This is a genomic window from Vibrio chagasii (assembly GCF_024347355.1).
Classification (GTDB): Bacteria; Pseudomonadota; Gammaproteobacteria; order Enterobacterales; family Vibrionaceae; genus Vibrio; species Vibrio chagasii.
Window position 1 is genome coordinate 1,248,227 of sequence record NZ_AP025465.1, and the last position, 22,499, is coordinate 1,270,725.

Genomic DNA, 22,499 nt, shown 5'->3' on the forward strand with positions numbered 1-22,499 from the left:
ATGGTGTTGATTAGGTATTCAATTTTGGGGCTTTATAGGACGCCTTGTCGAATAATGGTGGCTGCGAGTCGTTCAGCAATCGTGTTAGGTAAACTGCTTGGGAGGAACGTAGATTATTAGTGAACTTTGCTATCTGGATAGATTCAATCGTATTTTTGCCTTTGGAGTGGATAGACGACTACGTACTTTCTGGCGTGATAAGTTCAGGTTGTGTTTTTACTTGGGGAGTGGTGAATTCACTAATTGGCATCACTTACTACGTAGGCATGCAAGCTAAATTTGGGCAAACAATCGGTAAAATGGTCACCCGAGTGAAAGTAGTGGATGTATCTGAAAGCCGAAACCTAACCCTCAAACAGTCTTGTATGAGAGATATTGTCCCAATCATGCTTATACCCTTTAGTCTCTATGCTTACGCGCAACTGTCTTTCTACGGCCAGACTTGGGAAAGTTTAGAGCAAGGCAGAGCCTTTATTTTTGTTGGTTATGCAATGATTGGTTGGGTTCTTTTAGAGTTCACCTCCATGCTATTTAATCACAAACGCAGAGCGATTCATGATTTCATTGCAGGCTCTGTTGTCGTAAAGAAAGCCTAATTATCTAAACTTCGGCCTAAGGAAAAATCGATGGATGTCCATGAGTGTGTCTCTTTTATCTTGCTCAATGAATCACAAGTATTGTTAGAAAAGCGCAGCGATTCTAAGGACACTGACCCCGGCTTAATTACAATACCTGGCGGACATATAGAGCAGGGTGAAAATCAAATTCAGACACTGTTTAGAGAGCTTAACGAAGAGCTAAACGTTACTCCAATTGAATACACATTCTTATGTTCACTCTACCACCCAACAAAAGAGTTACAGCTGATTCATTATTTTGTGGTAACCCAATGGGAAGGTGAAATCACAGCACAAGAAGCAGACAGCATCGCGTGGTACCCACTGAATTCGGCGCCTGTAGGTATAAGTGCTGATGGTGTTGCTTTGAAAGAAGTCGTGCGAGTGGGGATGTTTCTCAAAAATATAGATACTTGCCTGTTTCCAATTTAGTTTAATCGCTAAAGGCGAGGCTACCTCGGGCTTTATCTTATATTTACCTTTTCATCAGCTATTGACCTAAGACAATTCGGGATTACTTCTGTATATGGTTTTGTTATGTTATAACGTTCGTTTATTTCCGGTTTTTAGGTCAAAGCTATGTCGTCAATTCCAGTCACTATTTTGCATGGGTTTCTCGGATCAGGGAAAACCACGTTTTTACGCAATATTCTCCAACAAACCGAGTATTCCGGTGATGAACTGTCCGTTATTGTAAATGATATGAGTGAGCTGGATATCGATGGCGTGCTTATCTTAAATACAGATGCGGTGAGTGAAGATCAGGGCAACTTTGTCACGATCAGTGGCGATAGTATCAGTAGCCCGAGTGGTGTACAGAAACTTGATAAAGCGCTTAAAAAACTCTGTGCAGAAAACGCACCAGAATGGATTGTGATTGAAACGTCGGGTAGTAGCCATCCTTTACCTTTGGTCGAGTATTTCAAAAACAGCGTACAATTTGCACTCAAAGACGTGATTACTTTAGTCGATGCGACTTGGCTGCGAGATGATTTTCAACAAGGAGCTACGTTAATCCCTAAGTGGCAGGAGAATGTTCAGCGAGGTATTAGGGGGGTAGAAAACTTGTTGGTTGAGCAGATCATGTTTTCAAACCGTGTCATGCTAACTAAAACAGATAAGGTGGATGACAATACTGTTCGCAACATTGCGCAGGCGATTCATCCTCTCAATGTGTACACCGAGATAATTAAAACGTCTTGGGGAAATTTGGATGTTCGCATGTTGAAAGGTAAGCAAGATTATAACTTCGTACTAGTTGAACAGTTAATCACAGAACTTCGAGAGGCTGTGAATGAACCGCTGAATTTATCCGATAAAGACGAACAAAGTCTTGTTGCAAAAGTGCTCAAAGATGATCGCCCATTTCATCCAGCTCGTTTATGGAATACCTGCCAACAGTATTTAACAAAAGGTGTATTTCGTAGTAAAGGGTTCTTTTGGTTCCCAACTCGAGACGATGTCTCACTGCTTTGGAGCCAAGCGAACGGTAATGTAGGCCTTGAAATCACGGGCTTTTGGCGCGCTTCGGTAATCGAAGATGAATCGCAAAACTATACAGAGGAGCATCGTCAAATCTTACAAGATAAGATAGACAGTGTTGAAAGCCGCTTTGGTGATCGTCGTTGTCGTCTAACGGTGATTGGGCAAGAAGATGAAGTCGATGCCTTTATCGATGCACTGGAAAGCTGCTTTTTGACTGATGCGGAATTGGAGCAGTGGCAGCAAGGGGAGACGTTTGAAGATCCTTGGCCAAAGAAAATTGCCAAGCTAAACCAGAAGAGAACACTTTGAGTACACTAGTGTATAACACGTCGTTGCGTTGTTACATTTCGGCTTGCTCCAATAAAGGTATCACTGAGTGACCCCATAAAATGTGAAAGCCTCCTAAGTAACGGGAGGCTTTTTGATTTAAGCTATTTACTCTTCCCACTCAGGGAAAGGGTCTTCCAGAGACAACCAATTGTTGCGCCCTTGCTTCACTTCATCTTCTGTCAGCAAACATTCGTTAAGACGGGCAATCAATTTCTCTTGTTCTAACCCCTGACCAATAAACACCAATTCTTGTCGCATATCGCCATAGGGTTCTTGCCAAATGTTGTTGATGGCATCAAGGGAGTCTTGATCCGTCGGCCAATCCTCTTTCGGAATTGATTTCCAAAACATACCAGCGGCACCATAACGTGCGATGCCGCCCGCTTGGCTCCACTGGCCGACGAAGTCCGGTCTTGTTGCTAACCAAAAGTAACCTTTAGAACGAAGCAGTTTGCCGTAGTCTTCTGCGTTATGGAGGAAATCATAGAACTTTTCTGGATGGAAAGGACGCCTCGCATGATATGCAAAGCTGGAAATACCATATTCTTCGGTTTCAGGTATATGTTCGCCACGCATTTCTTTCAACCAACCTGGGGCTTGTTGTGCCTTTTCAAAACTAAAGCTCTGCGTGTCGAGTACCGCATCAAGTTCCACTTCACCATTCGAGATAGGAATAATAGTGGCTGAGGTATTGAGTGTTTTTAGAATCGCTAAAAGCCTTTCGATTTCTGTTTTTTCAGCTAGGTCGGTTTTACTTATCAGGATAACGTCTGCGAACTCTACTTGATCAACGAGCAAGTCGGCGACGCTGCGTTCATCGTCCTCACCCAACGACTCTGGCGTCTCTGTTAAGAACTTAGCTTCATCGTAATCTCGTAGGAAGTTGATGGCATCAACCACTGTTACCATGGTGTCTAAACGGGCAACGTCTGACAGCGAAAGCCCATTTTCATCGGCAAAAGTAAAAGTCTCTGCAACCGGGAGTGGCTCAGCGATACCAGTGCACTCAATAACTAGATAATCGAATCTTCCTTTTTGAGCGAGCTTGGTGACTTCTTCAAGTAGATCCTCACGCAGGGTACAACAGATACAGCCGTTACTCATCTCAACCAATTTTTCTTCACTGTGGTTGAGCGAAACTTCATTCTGAACGGTCGCTGCATCGATGTTGATTTCACTCATGTCGTTGACGATGACCGCAACTTTTCTGCCTTGTCTGTTGTTAAGAATATGACTTAAAACGGTTGTTTTTCCTGCGCCGAGAAAGCCAGATAAAACCGTAACAGGGAGTTTTGGGGTGTTCATGCTCATGCTCATCTTATTAGTGTAATGTTATAATATAACACCAAGCATGATCGGTGATCTTAACTCTGGCATCAAGCAGTTTATTACTGTGTGGAGAGCTGGACTTTATTGGCGTCTTTATTCGTTTTTAAATGGTAGAGGCTTAGATGCACGCAATAAAGTACATCGGACTCTTACCTGGTGTTGGGCTTCTATATACGAAGAGAAAAAGCATGTCATGACAAAAGAAGAACTTGTTGCTGCGCCGAAAAGGGCTATATGAATGAAGCTCTGTCGTGCTTCCACTATTTACCCATTTACTGTCTAAGGCTATGAAAAATCATAATACTGCTTGATTTTCTAAATCCCAAAAACGGTGAAACCCCGATGTTGGTAGCATCGGGGTTTCGAATTTTTAGATTTCTCGATTGGTAAGGTCGATTATCTTTTCTATGCAGAAGGCTGGATTAATCCAATCTTATTCCTTGGTAGGGAATTAGATGCGGATGAAGTCCATGTGCTCAACTTTTGGCTTGAACGCGTGACGTTGAACGTCTTGTGGCTTAACCTTAACTTCTGCGCCGTCAATCAGTAGAGTGATTGCTTCGTAGAACTCAGGCTTGTCCATTTGGTTGATCACTTCGTCGTGATTAAGTTCGATAGATACAGCTGCTGCTTCACCACCGTAGATTACAGCTGGGAATTTACCAGCGTGACGTAGGCGGCGGCTCGCACCTTTACCTAGTTCAGTACGTACTACTGCTTCAAATTTCATAGTTTTACTCTCAAATTAGTAAAAATTAACTTCACATCTCAATGCGACCTTGAGTATGTGGTAATGCTTATGCTGAACGAGTTCATGCTTAAGCGAGCGCGGATACTAACATCACATTTGAATATGAGCAAGTAAGAAGCCTATCACAAAGTGAATTTCCTTCGATATTTGGCTCGTTTGTAGATAAAACGCTCGCTAACCCTATTTTATCGCTTTCTTTACTCTTCTGTCTTGTTCTTTTGCCCTGTTTATATCGTCACGAAATCATCAAGTTAATGAACGGAAAATGAATGTTCGCCTAAGGCTTGGTTAATGCTTGGTTAGGTAACCTTAGTGTTAATTAATCAGCAGAATGAATAGGTGAAAACATGGAACCGGTAAGTATTGTCGTTATTACGTTAAACGAAGAGAAACGCATTAGTCGCTTAATGGAAGAGTTGAGCGTGCAAACCCATCAAGAGTTCGAAGTGATCGTGGTCGACTCAAATAGTGAAGATAACACCAGAGAAGTCGCACAAGCCTATGAAAGTGCATTGCCAAAACTGACAGTCCACCATATGCAAGAACGCGGTGTTAGCCTTGGTCGAAACACCGGGGCTGCTTTGGCACAATACAACAGAATCCTTTTCTTGGATGCCGACGTAAGCCTGCCTCGTAACTTCCTTGCAAAGGCGCTTTATGAGTTAGAAGAGAACAAGCTTGAAGTTGCTGGCGTATACATGAGTTCAAAAGGGCTGCCATTGGTTCATAAATTCGGTTATGGGCTGTTTAATGCGGGCTTATTTGCGACTCAGTTCTTTTTCCCGACCGCGATTGGCGCGTGTATTTTCTCAACCAAACGAGCACATGAAGAGATCGGTGGTTTCGATGAAGAGATTTTCCTTTGTGAGGATTGTGATTATGTAAAACGTGCGAGCAAAACATGGCGATTTAGATTCCTAAATATGACCTTCGGTTTTGACCCACGTCGATTAGACCAAGATGGTGTTGTGAAGACGGGTTCAACTTACCTTAAAGCCAATATAAGACGCTTCTTTAAAGGCGAAATGCGTAACAACGAAATGAACTACAAGTTTGGTCACTACAAAGAACAGTAAGCATTGAGGTTGTTATGTTTGATGGACTAGGGCTGTTTTTGGGAGCATTGGGTGATGCTCTCATTGGCCCAAACTTATTTGTACCGGGAGAGCCATTTTTTATCGCTGCGGGCTTTCAACTGTATTCAGGTGCATGGATGGCGTTGGTGTTTGTAATGTTAGGTGGTTTCGTTGGGGATCAACTGAGTTACTTCATTGGTTTAAAGTGGGGAAGGACAGCCCAAAAGAAGCTAATTCAATTTCGACCAAAAACCAAAAGGCTGATCGCACGGTGTCGTTATCTCATTGCGAAAAAGGGCACATTCATTATAGTCGCGGCACGCCTTTTGGGTCCTATTGCTTGGGTTGTTCCTGTTATTGCAGGTTCTCATCGCGTTAAGTGGCACAGTTTTACGCTGTTGTCTTCGATAGGCTTATTGCTTGGCGGTGGTCAATTCATTGCTTGGGGTATGTTGTTGGCACATGGTGTCGAACAGTTTCCTTTATTGGGTGCGGTTAAGGTTTTCCTAAGCGAGCACCAAAGCTTACTGATTGGCTTAGTTGCAGTGACCATTTTTGTTGTTGTGGGCAACAAACTTAAATGGCGTAAGTTGACCTTAAAAACCAGCGCGTTTTTAGTGGCTTGGCTGTGTTACGCAAATTATGCCCATTTCTTCTGGAAAGCTGATGACTTTCAAAATCAACAAACATCGGCACCGATGAACTCGGTCGACTTACAACACGTGACTTACAAAGCGTTTCCTGGGCTTTCTCCAATCTATGATGCGCAAGCGATTAATGTTGTTTATGTCGGAGAATCGCCTCGTGAACTCATGAACCAGTTGGGCTGGATAGAAAATCAAACGTTCTCTCGAAATGATATTGAGTGGTCGAATTACCTTACTCTCCTAAAAGATAAAACACCGCCTGTATCTGACTTATATTGGCGAAATCAACCACAAGATATGGCCTTTCAATTGCCAGGCAACCTGATGAAGAGAAGCCATATTCGCTGGTGGCGCGCTGGTGTTGGTATTAAAACTAACCAGCCTCAGTGGTTAGGCGCAATTAGTTATGATGATGGCCTTAAAGTCACCCCTTACTCAGGCATTGTGACCGTCCTTCATAACATTGACCCGAATGTTGATGAAGAGCGAGATCGGTTGGCGCAGCAAATTAAATCCACTTACCCAAGTATCGAACTGGTTAACTTGCCTCTCGCGAATGCTGAAGTAATGAATGATCAACATGACTACTACACAGACGGAAAGATCTTGGTTATTGGCTCAACGACATACAGTGATGAATCACAAACCTTAGATGTTACAGTGAATGATATATAAAGCGCGCCTTTAAGACGCTCTCTAACTTAGTTCCCGATAAATACGAACCTTGTTTGAATATCAATCAAACAAGGTTCTGTTATTTCTGCTTATTAAAGCCGAACATCTTTTGAGCGTTTCTATCGTTCTAATAGCGTCAACCTTGTCTATCCGAATTAAGGGTGAACAAGGGCGAAAGCTAAGGACAAAGTATGCAAATGAATCCGGTTGGTTGGTTTGAAATCTATGTCGACGATATGGTGAGAGCCAAATCCTTTTATGAGGCCGTCTTTAAAGTTACGCTAGAGAAGTTAGATAACGAAACGGGCATCGATATTGAAATGTGGGTGTTTCCTAGCGATATGGACAAATACGGCGCGACAGGGGCCTTGTGTTCGATGCCTGATGTTAAGGCCGGGGGCAATAGCACTATGGTGTACTTCTCTTGCGATGATTGTGCGATAGAAGCAAGCTTGGCGGCGGCGAATGGTGGTGTTCTACAAGTACCTAAAATGGCGATTGGACAGCCCGCTCTCTTCATGGATAACAAAGTTTCATCAGTGTGGTTATTGATACCGAAAGCAATGTCATTGGTTTACATTCGATGACTTAAATTTGCAGAGTAAAAACGGCACAGGATCAAAAAGGAGTTTATGCGTGATGCGTAAACTCCTTATTTTTATTCAAGGTATAACTGCTGTTCGAATGTAGTCGTCTTAAGAGGCCTGAGATACCTTTAGAACAAGAGAGGCTTTCAAGCCACCCATTGAGCTTTTGCTTAGCGTTAAGTTCCCGCGGTAACTGTGTGCCATTTCATTCACAATATTCAGGCCTAGACCGGTACCAGGAGTCGTTTCATCCAACCTTACGCCTCGTTTGGTCACCTGTTCGAGCTTTTCTTCAGGGATACCTTGTCCGTCGTCTTCAATAATCAATTCGACATTGCCATCGGTCAGTTCATTAGCGTGAACGCGAATAATACTGCCCGCCCACTTATAACTATTTTCGAGTAGGTTACCGACCATCTCATCTAGGTCAGTTTTTTCTACAGCGACCTCAAGTTCAGAGTCCAGCTCATTGATCATAGTGACTTCATTGGCGGCATAAACTTTATCAAACGCCATCGAGATCGCTTCAACACGTTCACAAGGCGACGACTTCACCGAAAGGATGTTCATTGCACCTGCCATACGAGCACGACCAAGGTGGTAATCTATCTGGCTTTGGATCTGCTGAATGGGTTGCTGTAACAGTTTCTTCTCGTTGTCAGGCAGCATCTCTATTTCATTTTTCATCACCGACAGCGGCGTTTTTAATGCATGGGATAGGTTCCCCGCGTGGTTACGTGCGCGTTCCAGTAATTCTTGGTAATGAAAGAGTAGGGCATTGAGGTCAGATACCAATGGAGAAACTTCTTTCGGGTAGTTATCGCTTAGCCCTTGCTGTTCACCCTTTCTCAGCATTACCAACTCACGCTGCATCTTACTAAGAGGTAATAGAGACCAGCTCACTTGAATACCAATTAACATCAGAACGCCGACAAACAACAACATTAGGATCAACCATACTTGGCCTGTTAGTTCTGCCAGCGTCGACTCGAGTGGGTCTTCGTCAATACCAATGGTGATGGTAATTGGGTCGCTCAGTGAAGGCAGGTAGATATCTTGCTCAATGTAAATCAGCTTCTCTTTTTCAGGTCCCTTAACGGAAGTGTGAATAGGAGAGCGCTTGATGGTGAGGTCTTTGTCCCATAGAGAGCGAGAACGAATGATTTGACCTTGAGTCGAAGCACGCCAATAAATACCGCTGTAAGGTTGGTTAAACCTCGGGTCAGACAGGCGTTCTGCCATGATTAGGTTGCCATTGTCATTGGTCTCAATATTGGCGGTCAGTTCGTCCATGGTCAGGGCAAGTTGCTGCTTCATGTCGTCGACAAGGTAATCGTTCACCAGTTTTGGTATACCAACACCGGCCGCCAATATCATCGCACCTAGCCAAAAAGCCGCAGCGAGAAGCAAGCGGCTTTTTAAACTGATGTTTTTAAGTGTTCGTTTCTTTAGATTCATGCATTTCCAGCCTGCCTTTGCTCATCGTTATCGACTTGTATTTCGATGATCAGCTATTTCGATGATCAGTACAGGCTGTCCACTTAGTGGGGGAGTGTGCTTGATTTCTCTTAGTTTAATTGATGTTTGTTGTTCTAATTAAATAGAGACTTATTCAGCATTCAGTTGGTAGCCAAGGCCACGCACGGTTTTGATGATCTTAGGTGCGATTTTCTTACGAATACGACCAATAAATACCTCAACCGTGTTTGAATCGCGGTCGAAGTCTTGTTTGTAGATATGCTCAACCAGTTCGGTGCGTGAGATAACCTTATTTTGGTTATGCATGAAATACGCGACAACCTTATATTCTAGTGCCGTTAGGCTGACTGCTTGGCCCTGCCACAACACTTTTGAACTGCGGGTGTCCAAGCTTAAATCACCAATTTGAAGAACTGGTGCAGCGCTGCCCGACGCACGGCGAAGTTGTGCGCGGATACGGGCAATCAGCTCAACCATTTCGAATGGCTTAGTGAGGTAATCGTCGGCGCCAGCGTTCAAGCCTTCAACGCGTTGAGTTAATGTGTCTCGTGCACTCAAGATAATCACTGGCGTATTGATGTTCTCGTCTCGAATGCCTTTTAAAACGGTTAGGCCATCAAGCTTAGGTAGACCTAGATCGAGAACAATCGCATCCCACTCTTCTGATGTCGCGCGATAAAGAGCGTCGATACCATCTTGGGAGAGTTCTGGAACCCAGTCGGCTCCCTCAAGTGTTTCAATAATCTGTTGGCCCAAACGAGGTTCGTCTTCAACGACTAAAATTTTCATAATTGTTCTTCTTAATTCTTGTAATGACTGTTCGTCGTACTTAACTATTCGTCGCGCTTAATTAGTCGCCGTGTTTAATTGCGTTTTTAAAGTTGCGGCCTTCAATCTTTAGCATGTCCAGCGTTTCGGCGTTGTATTCAACTTTTATGATGTTGTTTTGGTAATTAATTTTTAACTCATACACCCAAATATCATCATCTTCTTCTAGTTCGACTTTAATGATTCGGCCATGAAGGTCGTTTTCTACCGCTGCATACATCTCAGAGAAAGGGCGAATATAACCTTCTCGAACCGCTTCGTAGACCTCGTCTTGGTCTTCTTCAAATTCAATGCGGGTTCCTGCTTTATGAACGTCTTGCACTAATTCATGACCATTATGATGCGAGTCAGCCCATGCGCCAGCAGAAACAAATAAGCCTAAGCTTATACAAAACAAAGAAATCATAGCTTTACTAAACATAGCGAATCCTAGAGAAGGTTGATAGCGTTCAGTATAAAAAAGTAATTCTGAACAGAAAGTGAACCTGATTAATAATGAGAAATTGATACCTAAAAATTTGACGATGAGAGCGCCTACACATCACGGAGACTAACCATCAAGTGTTAAGAACGTAAGACTTATCTTTAACCTCAACGTTGCTGTAGCTCATCTTCGAATATCTTGTCTCTCATTTTCCAAAAGCGACCAACCTTACGTGCAATCACAAATTGTGGTGGGCGGAATCTATGCTGGTGAGCAACCACTTTTGACGGTGACGTTTCCTCAAAAGGTCTGTGTCTATCTGCAAGGTGAGGGCGAACAAACTGGTCTTTAAAGTTCTGCTTTTGCTTCTTGGTGGTCAGTGACCAAAACTCATGGACTTGCGCTTGGTTTTCACCGCGGTAGGTGACTTTAAGTTGCGATTTGCCTTTGTCGTCCTTCAGAACATTAAGGTCCATCTCTAAACACTCAAACACCAAAGCATCTTTTAGGTTAAGTGCCTCTTTGAGCTTTTTGTCTGGGTCTACCAAGGTAGCGTCACATTCATGGCAAATACGCGCTGCAATGTCATTGTCGGCGCCGCACTCTCCACAGTATTTGGCGCGGAAGCGGTAGTTGCAATGCTCACGTTCACCTGTGTCCTCATCTGTGAAGTATCCTTGGCATTTACGGCCAAAGTGTTCAAGCAAGAAACCGTTGCTGTCGAGCTTACCCCAGAAATTGTTATTGAAGCCGCAAGCCGGGCAGGGGATGGTGATGATTTCACTGTCTGAATCTGGTTTAGGGTCTCCGACTTCTGGTTGGTAAAGGTCATAGCTGTTACCCGCGTAATCGAGAACCAAACACTCTTTTTTGCCCGGAGATAAACGTAAGCCACGGCCAACGATTTGTTGGTATAAGCTGATGGATTCTGTCGGGCGAAGAATCGCAATTAAATCCACATGAGGGGCGTCAAACCCGGTGGTTAAAACCGACACGTTGACCAAGAATTTGATTTTTCGTTCTTTGAAATCGTTGATGATTTGGTCACGCTCGAGTGTTGGCGTGTCACCAATGACAATCGCGGCTTCACCTTCAGGTAGTAAGCCTAGGATCTCTTGAGCGTGTCGAACGGTGGCTGCAAACACCATGATGCCCAGTTTGTCTTGGGCGAGGTGAATGATCTGATCGACAATCTGTGGTGTCGCTCGTTTTGATTGTTCGATAACCATATCAAGTTCGGCTTCTTTGTATCGACCCGTGCTCGCGGGTTTTAATTGTGAGAAGTCATAACTCAATACTGGCGCATCTATCATGCGAGCTGGTGTTAAGAAGCCTTCGTCGAGCAGGTAGCGAATCGGTAACTCAAAGATACAGTCTCTAAAGAATCTTGGTTCTTCCGAGCGCACTTGCCCACGAGTATGGTATTGGTAAATCCACCCCATGCCTAAGCGATAAGGGGTTGCCGTTAAGCCAAGTACCTTGATGCCCGAGTTGTTTTCACGCAAGTGAGTGATCACTTTCTGATAGCTACTGTTCTTTTCATCGGGTACTCGGTGGCATTCATCGATAACCAAAAGTGAAAATTGGTTAGAGAATGAATCGAGGTTGCGTACCACTGATTGAACCGACGCGAATACCACTTGTTGGTCGGTCTCTTTACGGCCTAAACCAGCGGAGAAAATAGAGCCTTTTAACCCATAACCTTCATACTTTTCATGGTTTTGTTCAACCAGCTCTTTCACGTGAGCCAGTACCAATACACGCCCTTTGGCAAGCCTTGCCAGCTCAGCAATGACCAAACTTTTCCCAGCCCCTGTTGGTAGCACGAGAACAGCCGGTGTTTGGTGTTTTCTGAAGTAGTGAATGACTGATTTTACTGAGTCTGCTTGGTATGGGCGGAGTGTATACATATCGCGTCTTGTAAAATGGAGAACAAATAGTGTGAAATAGCTCAACTAATTGAGCAAAGGTGACTATAATAACCGACTTAGATTAGTTGAGGTATTCATGCGTTTAGATAAATTTCTGTGCGATGCACTAGGCATTACTCGAAAAGAAGCAACACACTTATTAAAAACAAAGACTGTGACAGTGAATGATGTCATGCAAAAAAGCGGTTCAGTTAAAGTAACTGAGCAGTGTGTAGTGGAGTGGCAAGGTAATGAACTGAATGTTCATGGCCCACGTTACATCATGTTGTACAAGCCGGAAGGGTTTGTTTGTTCGCATGAAGATGGCTCAAATCGCACCGCATTTGAATTGCTTGATGAAATCAAAATGGACAAGCTGCACTTTGCAGGGCGTCTAGATGTTGATACTACAGGTCTTGTTCTGATTACGGATGACGGTAAATGGTCTCACCGTATTACCGCACCAAAACACAAGTGTGAAAAGATGTACCGTGTGTGGTTGGTTGATCCAGTAGAACCAGACTACGTTGAAAAATTCAAAGAGGGCATCCAGCTGAAAAGCGAAGATGGCCTAACACTTCCTGCACACCTTGAAGTGCGTGCCGAGCGTGAAGTGCTATTAACGATTCACGAAGGCAAATACCACCAAGTAAAACGCATGTTTGCTGCTCTTGGTAACAAGGTAGAAGCACTACACCGTGAACGCATTGGTGAAATCGAGATGGACGAATCTCTTGAGCTAGGTGAGTACCGTTACCTAACGCAAGAAGAAGTTGATTCTATCTGGAAGTAACCCTTAGCTATTAATTTATAGCGCTCTCGTTGCAAAGCCGACCAAGGATGGCGTCGGCTGATGATGTTGACTGGTACTAGGAAAGTCTCAGCCAATCTTTTGACTTGCGTGTTCACGCCGGTCCTAGTTTTATCAGTTAAACATTCGGAGAACCATGCAGACATCTACCCCACAGAGCCCAAGCTCTCAACCAGAAACCCCTCAATTAGGCTTAGTGCTATTTTTGATTCTCGGTGCGATTGGTGCGTTGACGCCGCTCGCGATCGATATGTACTTGCCTGCGATGCCGACCATTGCCAAAGATCTTGGTGTAACGGCGGGCGAAGTACAGATAACGCTAACCGCTTATACCGCAGGTTTTGCGTTGGGGCAGTTATTGCATGGCCCATTAGCTGATAGCTATGGACGCAAGCCAGTACTCTTGATTGGTGTGTTCTTGTTTGCGATTGCTTCTGTGGTGAGTGCGACAACCCATGGCATTGAAGCGCTGACTTACGTTCGTGCTGCACAAGGTTTTGCAGGCGCAGCGGCAGCTGTAATCATCCAAGCAGTTGTACGTGACATGTTTGATCGTGAAGATTTTGCGAGAACCATGTCTTTCGTAACCTTGGTTATGACGGTTGCGCCACTTATCGCACCAATGATTGGTGGTTACTTGGCATTGTGGTTTGGTTGGCGCTCAATTTTTTGGGTACTGGCTATCTTTGCTGTGATCGTCATTCTAGCGGTATCGATGAAGATCCCTGAGACGCTACCGGTAGAAAATCGACAGCCACTGCGTTTCAAAACGACGATTCGTAACTACGCTCGTTTATGTAAGAACCCAACGGCAATGGGGCTGATTTTTTCGGGTGCATTTTCTTTCTCGGGAATGTTCGCGTTCTTAACCGCTGGTTCGTTTGTTTACATCGACATCTACGGTGTTCGTCCAGACCTATTTGGTTACCTGTTTGGCTTAAACATCGTTGCAATGATCTTGATGACGAGCATTAATGGCCGAATCGTGAAGAAAGTCGGTTCTCACGCGATGCTTCGAGTGGGTTTAACCATTCAGCTGTTCGCAGGTTTGGGGTTGTTGGTCGGCTGGTCATTAGATATCGGCCTGTGGGGCATTGTGCCATTCGTGATGCTGTTTATCGGCACACTGTCTACCATTGGTAGTAACTCAATGGCGCTCCTACTTAGTGGATACCCGAATATGGCTGGTACTGCATCATCACTCGCGGGCACATTAAGATTTGGTACTGGTTCTGTGGTTGGGGCAATCGTCGCAATGCTACCAAGTGATACTGCAGGACCAATGGCTATGGTGATGGCAGCATGTGCAATACTGTCAGCATTACTATATTGGACATTAGGAAAGAAGGCATAATGTCAAAATACTATATTGAAATTCAGAAGCTTGTGAACACCGCACTTGGTGAACTTTACGCATTACACAAGTCAGGCAAAGCGATTGACGCTCCTATCGCGAACAACTTATATCTTGTTCGCTGGGTAACTAAGGCAATCAAAGCACAAGCGTATGATCGTGTTGTTGTGCCTGATTTGGTTCGCTGGCAAAAGCAGGGCCGTTCAAAGGGTAACAACTCTGATTTAACTTTTACGTTTAAGCGAATCTCAGCGTTTTACGCTCAGTTCTTCCCAGAAGGTGAAGAGCCTAAATCACTGAAAGACAGTGACGTTGAAGCCTTTATGGACAAGATGTATGAGATGGGTTGGAGCGTATCGAGTGAAGATGAACTAACCACAGGTGACAAAATTCAGTTCTTTACTGATGGTGAGCACTCATTCGCGCTATGTGGTAAGCAGTGTGATGACTCTTTCGACGGTGAGCTTATGGTTAAGCCGATGAACTGGTTTGTGCGTGGTAACCACGCTGAGTTTATCCAAGCGGCAATGGAAGCGGGCTTCATGCTTCATAAAGTGACTGACTATAAGTCTGCCGTGAAGTACCACGGTGAATACATTGTATACCCTGCTAACCAAGGCAACCAATTGGCTGAGATCCCAATTAGTTTTGTTGGTTAATGGGTAGATACGAGATGCGAGATTAGAGATACGAAGAGCGGAATTATCCGCTCTTTTTGTTTGCTTGTCATAGCGCCAGTCGCCACTAGAATCCCCCATTTGCTTTTAGTCTTTGCATCCCGTTACTCGAATCGCGCATCTGCTTTTAATCTTTTCGCATCTCGTTACCCGCATCCCGCATCCGCTTTTAATCTTTTCGCATCTCGTTACTCGAATCCCTCATCTGCTCTTGTGCCTGATTATCTATCGCTTTTACCATGCCTTTAAAAATAAACAGATGAGCAGGCATCATTGCGAACCAATACAGTAATCCTAGGAAGCCTTTAGGGTGCCACCAAGCGGTGATGTTTAATTCACGTGTGTCTCCGTTATCAGAAACCGTGATTTCCAGTCGCCCTAAGCCCGGACCTTTCATCCCGAATAGCAGCGATAGGAATTGGTTCTCTTCACAGCGAATCACTTTCCAAGAGTCAATTTTGTCGCCCACTTTTAGAGTTGGCCCTTCTGGCATTTGTCGCACGGGCACTCCGCCACCAAAGAGAAGATCTAACCACTCCCTTGTGCGCCATAAAGCGTTAGCGAAGAAGTAACCCTGTTTAGGGCTTCCAATCTGTTGCGCTACGTGCCAAAGCGATTCTAGCGAGGCAGTCGACGTGATACTTGCACCTGTCTTCTTTGGGTAGTAACCGTATCCCGCTTGCCAGCGTTTAAAGGCGGTTTTATCAAAGCCCCACACATTACTTTTTACGAAGTTACCCTCAGCATGAATCGCTTGTTCAACCATGCTCTCGAACGACGCGAGCTTTTGCGGATATTTTTCTTGGATGGTAGTCGAGTTAGCTATGAAATCATGCTTTAAACCTGCGAGTAATGCTCTACCTATGTTGGAAGGGACAGAGGTCACCACGCCAAGCCAATAAGAGGCGATCTTAGGTGTAAGTAGGGAAGTCGCCCACAACCGAAGTGGACGATCGGCAGTTTTGGCGATATGCGCGAATTGATTGCGATAAGAGACGATACCTGGACCACCAACCTCAAAGGTCTGATTGTCGCTTGGGGTATCTTGCGCGAGCTTTAACAAGTAGTGATTGAGGTTTTTCAATGCGATAGGGTTGGCTTTCGAATCGACCCATTTCGGCGCAATCATGATTGGTAGGTTGTAAACGAAATCTCGCATTATCTCAAAGGCCGCTGAACCTGGGCCGATGATGACGCCAGCTCGAAGTTCAGTAACGGGAACCGATCCTTTGCGAAGGAGCTCACCGGTTTTCTTTCTCGCTTTAAGGTGTTCAGAATCGCCAGTTTGAGGCTGAAGTGAACTTAAGTAGATGATGTGTTGGTTTTTAGGACCAAGTGCGGAGACAAAGTTACGGGCCAGGCTTAACTCGTAGTCAATGAAATCATGACCTTCCGCCATACCATGGACAAGGAAGAAGATTAGGTCAAAATCAGGGACTAAAGCTTGTGTTGCCGCTTGGTCAGCCAGATCGAGAAATTCGAGTGATAAATTCTCATGAGGCTCGGTTCGCGCTTTTAAGAAGTCGATGTGCCTTGCTGCAGCGGTTACTTGATAACCTTGTTCTAGCAGCAGAGGAAGCAGCTGTGAACCAACATATCCAGAAGCGCCTAAAACCAGTACTTTCTTCATCGTTACTCCATTTATATCTGTGGTTAAAAACCGAACATTGATATAATAGCGTGATATTTATCTATATTCATCAACACGTTCCGTTCAGGTGTGCCTATGCTGCTCTCTTCAATTATCCATCATACACGCGGCGACTTTGTTCGCAGGCTGATTGCTATTGCTTTGCCAATCACCTTGCAGAGCATCATGTTTTCAAGCCGAGGCTTGGTGGATGTGCTGATGCTAGGCCAGCTTGGGGAAGCTGATATTGCGGCAGTTGGTGTCGCGAGCCGAGCGATGTTTGTGACGACTATTATGCTGGTGGGTGTGACCACTGGTGGTGCTCTGCTTACTGCTCAGTATTGGGGAGCTGGTGATAGACAAGGGGTAAGGGAAAGTACCGCATTAACCTGGTTGGTTTCGACCCTGTTTGCTCTTCTGACGATTGTCTTCTTTGTCTCTTTCCCTGCTCAAATCATGGGTGTGACGACCGATTCTCAAGAAGTGATCAGTTTAGGTGTTGAGTACATCGTCATTACCTCTTTTAGTATGTTGGCGGTGTCGTGCGTTAGTAGTATGGCCGTGGGCTTACGAGCGATGCACAAACCCGGGCTAAGTACCTTCTTCAGTGGTATTGGTATCCTATCCAACGTGTTTTTAAACTGGGTGCTGATCTTCGGTAATCTAGGTTTTCCGGCTCTGGGTATCAAAGGTGCTGCGATAGCCACGGTATTAAGTGGCGCTATCGAAGTGGCGACCTTGTTTGGTTACCTCTATTTCTCTAAACACTTACTCGCTTTTGGGCTCTGTGACATCAAAGCTGCTGCGACGGTAGATAAAGTCGTTCGCTTCTTGAAGTTGTCGCTGCCTACAACCTTCAACTTCTTAGCTTGGGCTGGTGGCTTGTTCGCTTATCACGCCATCATGGGACAATCCGGTGTGCAAGGCTTAGCGGCGCTTTCGGTGATGACACCTGTTGAATCTATCTCATTGAGCTTATTGATAGGGATGTCGAACGCAGCTGCGGTATTGGTGGGGAACCAACTCGGCGCCAAAAACAATGAAGCGGTTTATTATCAAGCGCTCGGTATTACTATCCTGTGCTTTTTAACTAGTATTGTGGTCGCGATTTCCCTCTACTTTGTGCAAACACCAATTTTGAACGCGTTTAGTGCATTAACAGAAGAAACCCGAGCACTTTCTGAGAAGTTTATTCTGATCCTCAGTGTCGGCATTGTTATTCGCTCGATTCCGATGACGGTGATTGTTGGTGTGTTGAGAGCGGGCGGTGATGTTAAGTTCTGCCTTTACCAAGACCTGATAGCACAGTGGGTGATTGGTATTCCGTTAGCGGCTATCGCGGCCATCTACTTTAAATTTCCACCCGAGTGGGTGTACTTGCTTTTTCTCACTGAAGAGGTGATTAAGTGGAGCGGTTCGCTGTATCGCATGAAAACAAGAAAATGGATTAAAAACTTGATAGGAAGTTGAAGTAGGGCGCATCAATCGCATCACTTTATCGTTGGCATGTGATCTATCTTTCAAAATACTTCCTCCTAACAGGGAATTAGTGTAGATTCTCCTTCCAAATTCTAACTAATGCGAGCTGTTGAATGTTAAAGCTGTCAGACCTGTGTAAAGGCTATGTTGATGGGGGGGAATTCCACCCTGTTTTGCAAGGTGCTGAACTGACATTGAATCAAGGTGACCAACTCGCATTAATGGGCGAAAGCGGCTCAGGAAAAAGTACTCTACTTAACCTAATTGCAGGTTTGGATCTCGCTGACTCTGGCGAAATCGTTTTTCCAAACTTCAACATGCACGATTCTACCGAGCGTGAACGCACTGCTTATCGTCGAAACAACATTGGCCATATCTTCCAACAGTTCAACCTATTACCAACGTTGAATATCGCAGATAACATCCGTTTTTGCCGTCAACTAAAAGGCTTGCCTGAAGATAAAGGCCTTTGGAGACAGATTCTCTCTGCCTTAGATCTTATGCCTTTACTTGGTCGCTACCCTGAGGAAGCTTCTGGTGGACAACAACAACGTGCCGCGATTGCTCGTGCGTTGTACATGGAACCAAAGATCTTATTAGCGGATGAACCTACGGGTAGCTTAGATGAGCGTAATGCGGAAGCGGTAATGCGCTTGCTGACTTCTTTGGCTCGTCAATTAGAATGTACATTACTGTTGGTCACACACAGTGAGAAAGTCGCACTGCATATGGACGGCCGGATCCGCCTACAAGGAGGGCAACTGCATGTTATGGCCCGTAGTTAAGGCGCTACTCGGTCATTATCGACGTTACCCACTTCAGATTATCTTGGTATGGCTTGGCTTAACGCTAGGCGTATCACTATTGGTTGGTGTTACTGCTATCAACCAACACGCCAAGCAAAGTTATGCACATGGCGAAAAACTCTTTTCGAATCCTCTTCCTTACCGTATTCGACCAAAACACAACGCCAATAAAATTCCGCAAGGTTTTTACATCCAGCTTCGCCGTGAAGGCTTTCAACAGTGCTCTCCTTTTGATCACCATCGTATCACTGATGAAAATGGCGCGAACTTTATGTTGATTGGTATCGACCCTGTTTCGATGCTTCAACTGCAACCGGGCGTAGCGTTAAAAGATCTTAATACGTTGAACCTGATGAAACCGCCGTACCCAATCCTTGTGAGTGACGATCTTGCTGAACATATGGAGTGGAAGAACGGCGACTATATCCACCTTATGGATGGTTCTGAGCTTGGCCCATTAATGGTTGATCAAAATAACATCATTGATGGTACTCGGCTGATTGCCGATATCTCGCTACTTAGAATGCTGAAACGCAGCGCTGGTTTGTCGGTCATTGCGTGTTCAGACATGTCTACTGAAAAGTTTGAACGCCTCAAAAACATGCTACCTAATGGCTTGACGATTTTTCGTAGCTCGAAAGCAGAACTTGAGTCACTCACTAATGCATTCCACTTAAACCTAAAAGCGATGGGCATGCTGTCGTTTGTCGTAGGCTTGTTCATTTTCTATCAAGCGATGTCACTGTCTTTTATTCAGCGTCAGCCATTGGTGGGGATCTTAAGACAAACCGGTGTCTCGGGTTGGCAGCTCACTAAAGCGCTATGTTTAGAGCTATTGATTCTGGTTTTACTGAGCTGGATCTGCGGTAATGTCTTTGGTGTGATGTTGGCTAACCAACTATTACCTGCAGTGTCTTCTAGCCTTGGCGACTTATATGACGCCAATGTTGGCTTGACGATTGACTGGAATTGGCGCTGGAGTGGTTACAGCTTGATGATGGCATTGATTGGTGCGTTCTTAGCGTGTGCATGGCCATTGGTTCGCTTACTCAAATCTCAGCCGATTCGTTTGTCTTCTCGCCTATCGTTGATGCGTTTTGCAGGTACAGAGTTTACATGGCAAGCGTTGATTGGTTGTGGCTTCCTAGTTGCCGCAGTTGCGGTTTATCAAGCACCACAAACCCAAGAGTCAGGTTTTGCCATCATTGCACTAATGCTGGTGAGTGTGGCTCTGTTTACGCCGTTTTTGATGTGGAAACTGTTTAACAGTCTCTCCTATTCATTACGTTGGGTTCGTGCTCGCTGGTTCTTCGCGGACGCAGCATCAAGCATGAGCTACCGTGGTGTTGCGACTATGGCCTTTATGTTGGCGTTAACTGCGAACATTGGCGTTGAAACCATGGTCGGCAGTTTCAGAGACACCACGGATAAGTGGTTAACACAGCGATTAGCCGCGGACCTCTATATATACCCAACCAATAATGCGGCGGCTCGCATGAGTAACTGGTTGTCGGAACAACCTGAAGTAGATTCTGTATGGTGGCGCTGGGAAAAAGATGTCGCTTCTCCAGTGGGCAGTATTCAAGTGGTGAGTACTGGACCTTCAGAAGGCGAGCTTGCTGCACTGACGATTAAACTCGGCATACCGAATTACTGGTATCACTTACACCATTCTAAAGGTGTGTTGATCAGCGAATCCATGTCACTCAAGCTAGGGATTCGCCCTGGCGATTATATTGATCTCTACGATAACTTAGGTTCTGGCTGGCAGGTCGTTGGTGTGTATTACGATTATGGTAACCCTTATCACCAAGTGATGATGTCACATCGGAACTGGTTATACGGTTTTGCAGGTCGTGGTAATGTCGGACTGGGTGTAATACTAAAAGACGATGTGAATGCTATTGGGCTGAGAAGCAGGCTGGAAAGTGTATTTAGGCTTGGTTCTGAGCGTATTTTTGACAACAACAATATTCATAGCCAGGCGATGCGCGTGTTTGATCGAACCTTCGCCATTGCCGATACCTTGGGTAATATCACGTTGGTAATCGCCGTGTTCGGTATTTTCTTTGCGACGGTCGCTGGTGAGGTTTCAAGACAAAGGCATATATCGTTGCAACGATGTTTAGGCGTATCGGCGAAAGAGTTGATCCTTACCGGAAGTTTGCAGCTGTTTGTGTTTGGGCTTATCTCTTCGTTAATCGCAGCTCCACTTGGTTTAGCGTTGGCGAACTTGATTGTTGATATCGTTATCAAGCAGTCTTTTGGCTGGTCACTCGAGCTACAAGTGCTTCCTTGGGACTATTTCGAGACATTTGCTTGGGCAATGGCAGCATTGATGTTAGCTGGTGCTTTACCAGTGATGAGAATGATTCGGAACACACCGATGAAATCATTAAGGGATGCGCTTTAATATGTTTCTAAGGAATAGCTCAACTAAGTTAAGACACCGATTTCTATCATCCCTGTTGTTGATCAGTTTCTTTGGCATCTTTTTGAGTGTTTGGGGCTACTATTCTTATTTTGTCGACCCTGGCGAGAAAGGAGTCAACGAGATTAATTCGGTGTTGGTCAGCGAACACTTCAATGTATTTGAACCTGTCTTGCCTGACCGAGGCGTATCACTTCCACGAGACTTCAAGTTCCACCCGGAATTTCAGCACGAGTGGTGGCACTATTTTGCGTCTTTGAAAGGGGACGATGGCAAAGAATATTCAGTTCAGTGGAGCTTCTTCCGCATTGCAACGGATGAACGTGAAACGCCGGGATGGCAGAGCCCACAAGTTTACATTTCGAACGTGGTGATCTCTTCTAAATCCAAAGTGTGGAAAGAGCAGAGAATGGCTCGTGGTGGCATTGGCCAAGCGGGAATGACCAGTCGCCCATTTAGAATTTGGATTGATAATTGGAACTGGCGCTCACTGGGGAATACACCGTTTCCTGGTCGTCTACAATTACAAACGGATACGTTTGGGCTGCAATTAGATACAGTGGCGAAAGGGCCATATGTACTTAATGGCGAGAACGGTTATCAGAAAAAGCATGATTTGCTACCTGTCGCGTCGTACAACTTTAACGCGCCGTTTTTATCATTGAGTGGTGTACTGAATCTTGATGGCGTAGCTAAGGAAGTAGAAGGCACAGCGTGGGTCCACAAAGAGTGGGGCAGTGGCTTACTTGGAGCCGGTCAGCAAGGCTGGGATTGGTTTGTGTTTAACCTTGATGACGGTACAGCACTGAGCATCAACCGCTATCGCCATAATCAGCAGTTACCCTATGTGTTCGGGACGTTAGCCACTCGTTCTGGCAAGGTTTACCAGTTAACGGAATCGGATATCTCGATTCAGCCTTTGCAAAACACAACGCTAATGAATGGCAGACGAATGCCGCTCCAGTGGATCATTAACGTCCCTGAGCACGATATTAACCTGACTACACGTATCATACGCCGAGATATGTGGCTGCCATTTGTCATACCTTATTGGGAAGGGCCAATAATGGCTAGCGGCAGCCATGAAGCGACCGGCTTTATGCAGCTCACCGGCTACTAAAAAACACCTAAGGCTATCATTTGATAGCCTTTTTTTATGTGTCCTAGTTTTGT

19 protein-coding genes and 1 pseudogene are annotated in these 22,499 nt (G+C 45.0%); 13 read left to right on the forward strand and 7 right to left on the reverse strand.

Features of this window, described 5'->3' with window-relative positions; all coding sequences use genetic code 11:
• The first annotated feature begins 119 nt into the window (after nucleotides 1-119).
• The 3 genes from OCV52_RS05830 (at nucleotide 120) to OCV52_RS05840 (ending at nucleotide 2,411) form a co-directional block, all read left to right on the forward strand.
• Entirely contained in the window at nucleotides 120-596 is a 477-nt protein-coding gene (locus tag OCV52_RS05830) for an RDD family protein (protein WP_137408719.1), read from the forward strand.
• A 30-nt stretch (nucleotides 597-626) separates the two neighbouring features.
• Nucleotides 627-1,049, forward strand: coding sequence for an NUDIX hydrolase (locus OCV52_RS05835; protein ID WP_137408720.1), 423 nt, complete (start codon nucleotides 627-629; stop codon nucleotides 1,047-1,049).
• Between the two features lie 147 nt (nucleotides 1,050-1,196).
• Nucleotides 1,197-2,411, forward strand: a complete 1,215-nt coding sequence (locus tag OCV52_RS05840; protein ID WP_137408721.1) for a CobW family GTP-binding protein — start codon at nucleotides 1,197-1,199, stop codon at nucleotides 2,409-2,411.
• A 126-nt stretch (nucleotides 2,412-2,537) separates the two neighbouring features.
• Here OCV52_RS05840 and zigA read toward each other — a convergent pair whose 3' ends face one another.
• Both zigA and rplY read right to left on the reverse strand, forming a co-directional pair.
• Complete coding sequence (zigA, locus tag OCV52_RS05845; protein ID WP_137408722.1) at nucleotides 2,538-3,737, reverse strand: zinc metallochaperone GTPase ZigA; 1,200 nt, start codon at nucleotides 3,735-3,737, stop codon at nucleotides 2,538-2,540.
• 475 nt (nucleotides 3,738-4,212) lie between these two features.
• Nucleotides 4,213-4,491 (reverse strand): 50S ribosomal protein L25, encoded by a 279-nt coding sequence (rplY, locus tag OCV52_RS05850; protein WP_004741321.1) that lies wholly within the window; start codon nucleotides 4,489-4,491, stop codon nucleotides 4,213-4,215.
• Between the two features lie 368 nt (nucleotides 4,492-4,859).
• Between rplY and OCV52_RS05855 the strand changes: the two genes are divergently transcribed.
• From OCV52_RS05855 to OCV52_RS05865, 3 genes and pseudogenes are all read left to right on the forward strand, one after another.
• Nucleotides 4,860-5,588 carry a glycosyltransferase family 2 protein gene (locus OCV52_RS05855; protein ID WP_137408723.1) on the forward strand — a complete coding sequence of 243 codons (729 nt, stop codon included), beginning with the start codon at nucleotides 4,860-4,862 and terminating at the stop codon, nucleotides 5,586-5,588.
• Nucleotides 5,589-5,602: 14 nt separating this feature from the next.
• On the forward strand, nucleotides 5,603-6,910 hold the full coding sequence (locus OCV52_RS05860) for an LssY C-terminal domain-containing protein (protein WP_137408724.1): 1,308 nt from the start codon (nucleotides 5,603-5,605) through the stop codon (nucleotides 6,908-6,910).
• 191 nt (nucleotides 6,911-7,101) lie between these two features.
• A pseudogene (locus tag OCV52_RS05865) lies at nucleotides 7,102-7,502 on the forward strand (VOC family protein).
• A gap of 103 nt (nucleotides 7,503-7,605) precedes the next feature.
• Here OCV52_RS05865 and OCV52_RS05870 read toward each other — a convergent pair.
• The 4 genes from OCV52_RS05870 to OCV52_RS05885 form a co-directional block, all read right to left on the reverse strand.
• Nucleotides 7,606-8,955, reverse strand: a complete 1,350-nt coding sequence (locus tag OCV52_RS05870) for an ATP-binding protein (RefSeq protein WP_137408726.1) — start codon at nucleotides 8,953-8,955, stop codon at nucleotides 7,606-7,608.
• Nucleotides 8,956-9,105: 150 nt separating this feature from the next.
• Entirely contained in the window at nucleotides 9,106-9,765 is a 660-nt protein-coding gene (locus OCV52_RS05875) for a response regulator transcription factor (protein ID WP_004741316.1), read from the reverse strand.
• 61 nt (nucleotides 9,766-9,826) lie between these two features.
• A complete protein-coding gene (locus OCV52_RS05880; protein WP_137408727.1) occupies nucleotides 9,827-10,225 on the reverse strand; it encodes a PepSY domain-containing protein in 399 nt (132 codons plus the stop codon).
• Nucleotides 10,226-10,395: 170 nt separating this feature from the next.
• Nucleotides 10,396-12,138 carry a DEAD/DEAH box helicase gene (locus OCV52_RS05885; RefSeq protein ID WP_137408728.1) on the reverse strand — a complete coding sequence of 581 codons (1,743 nt, stop codon included), beginning with the start codon at nucleotides 12,136-12,138 and terminating at the stop codon, nucleotides 10,396-10,398.
• A 97-nt stretch (nucleotides 12,139-12,235) separates the two neighbouring features.
• Here OCV52_RS05885 and rsuA point away from each other — a divergent pair, with 97 nt between their 5' ends.
• The 3 genes from rsuA (at nucleotide 12,236) to OCV52_RS05900 (ending at nucleotide 14,962) form a co-directional block, all read left to right on the forward strand.
• A complete protein-coding gene (rsuA, locus tag OCV52_RS05890; RefSeq protein ID WP_008222807.1) occupies nucleotides 12,236-12,931 on the forward strand; it encodes a 16S rRNA pseudouridine(516) synthase RsuA in 696 nt (231 codons plus the stop codon).
• A gap of 154 nt (nucleotides 12,932-13,085) precedes the next feature.
• Nucleotides 13,086-14,303 carry a Bcr/CflA family multidrug efflux MFS transporter gene (locus OCV52_RS05895; RefSeq protein ID WP_137408729.1) on the forward strand — a complete coding sequence of 406 codons (1,218 nt, stop codon included), beginning with the start codon at nucleotides 13,086-13,088 and terminating at the stop codon, nucleotides 14,301-14,303.
• Nucleotides 14,303-14,962, forward strand: coding sequence for a DUF2913 family protein (locus OCV52_RS05900; protein ID WP_137408730.1), 660 nt, complete (start codon nucleotides 14,303-14,305; stop codon nucleotides 14,960-14,962). The genes OCV52_RS05895 and OCV52_RS05900 overlap by 1 nt, the downstream gene beginning before the upstream one ends.
• Before the next feature lie 187 nt (nucleotides 14,963-15,149).
• Here OCV52_RS05900 and OCV52_RS05905 read toward each other — a convergent pair whose 3' ends face one another.
• The gene (locus tag OCV52_RS05905) at nucleotides 15,150-16,610 is read right to left on the reverse strand and encodes a DUF2867 domain-containing protein (protein ID WP_137408731.1); all 1,461 of its coding nucleotides are present in this window, start codon (nucleotides 16,608-16,610) and stop codon (nucleotides 15,150-15,152) included.
• A 96-nt stretch (nucleotides 16,611-16,706) separates the two neighbouring features.
• Here OCV52_RS05905 and OCV52_RS05910 point away from each other — a divergent pair, with 96 nt between their 5' ends.
• From OCV52_RS05910 to OCV52_RS05925, 4 genes are all read left to right on the forward strand, one after another.
• Entirely contained in the window at nucleotides 16,707-18,080 is a 1,374-nt protein-coding gene (locus OCV52_RS05910; RefSeq protein ID WP_137408732.1) for an MATE family efflux transporter, read from the forward strand.
• A gap of 122 nt (nucleotides 18,081-18,202) precedes the next feature.
• Nucleotides 18,203-18,874 (forward strand): ABC transporter ATP-binding protein, encoded by a 672-nt coding sequence (locus OCV52_RS05915; RefSeq protein WP_004741308.1) that lies wholly within the window; start codon nucleotides 18,203-18,205, stop codon nucleotides 18,872-18,874.
• Nucleotides 18,855-21,308, forward strand: a complete 2,454-nt coding sequence (locus OCV52_RS05920; RefSeq protein WP_137408733.1) for an ABC transporter permease — start codon at nucleotides 18,855-18,857, stop codon at nucleotides 21,306-21,308. Before OCV52_RS05915 ends, OCV52_RS05920 begins: the two co-directional genes overlap by 20 nt.
• The gene (locus tag OCV52_RS05925) at nucleotides 21,298-22,446 is read left to right on the forward strand and encodes a lipocalin-like domain-containing protein (RefSeq protein WP_137408734.1); all 1,149 of its coding nucleotides are present in this window, start codon (nucleotides 21,298-21,300) and stop codon (nucleotides 22,444-22,446) included. The genes OCV52_RS05920 and OCV52_RS05925 overlap by 11 nt, the downstream gene beginning before the upstream one ends.
• The last annotated feature ends 53 nt before the right edge of the window (nucleotides 22,447-22,499 follow it).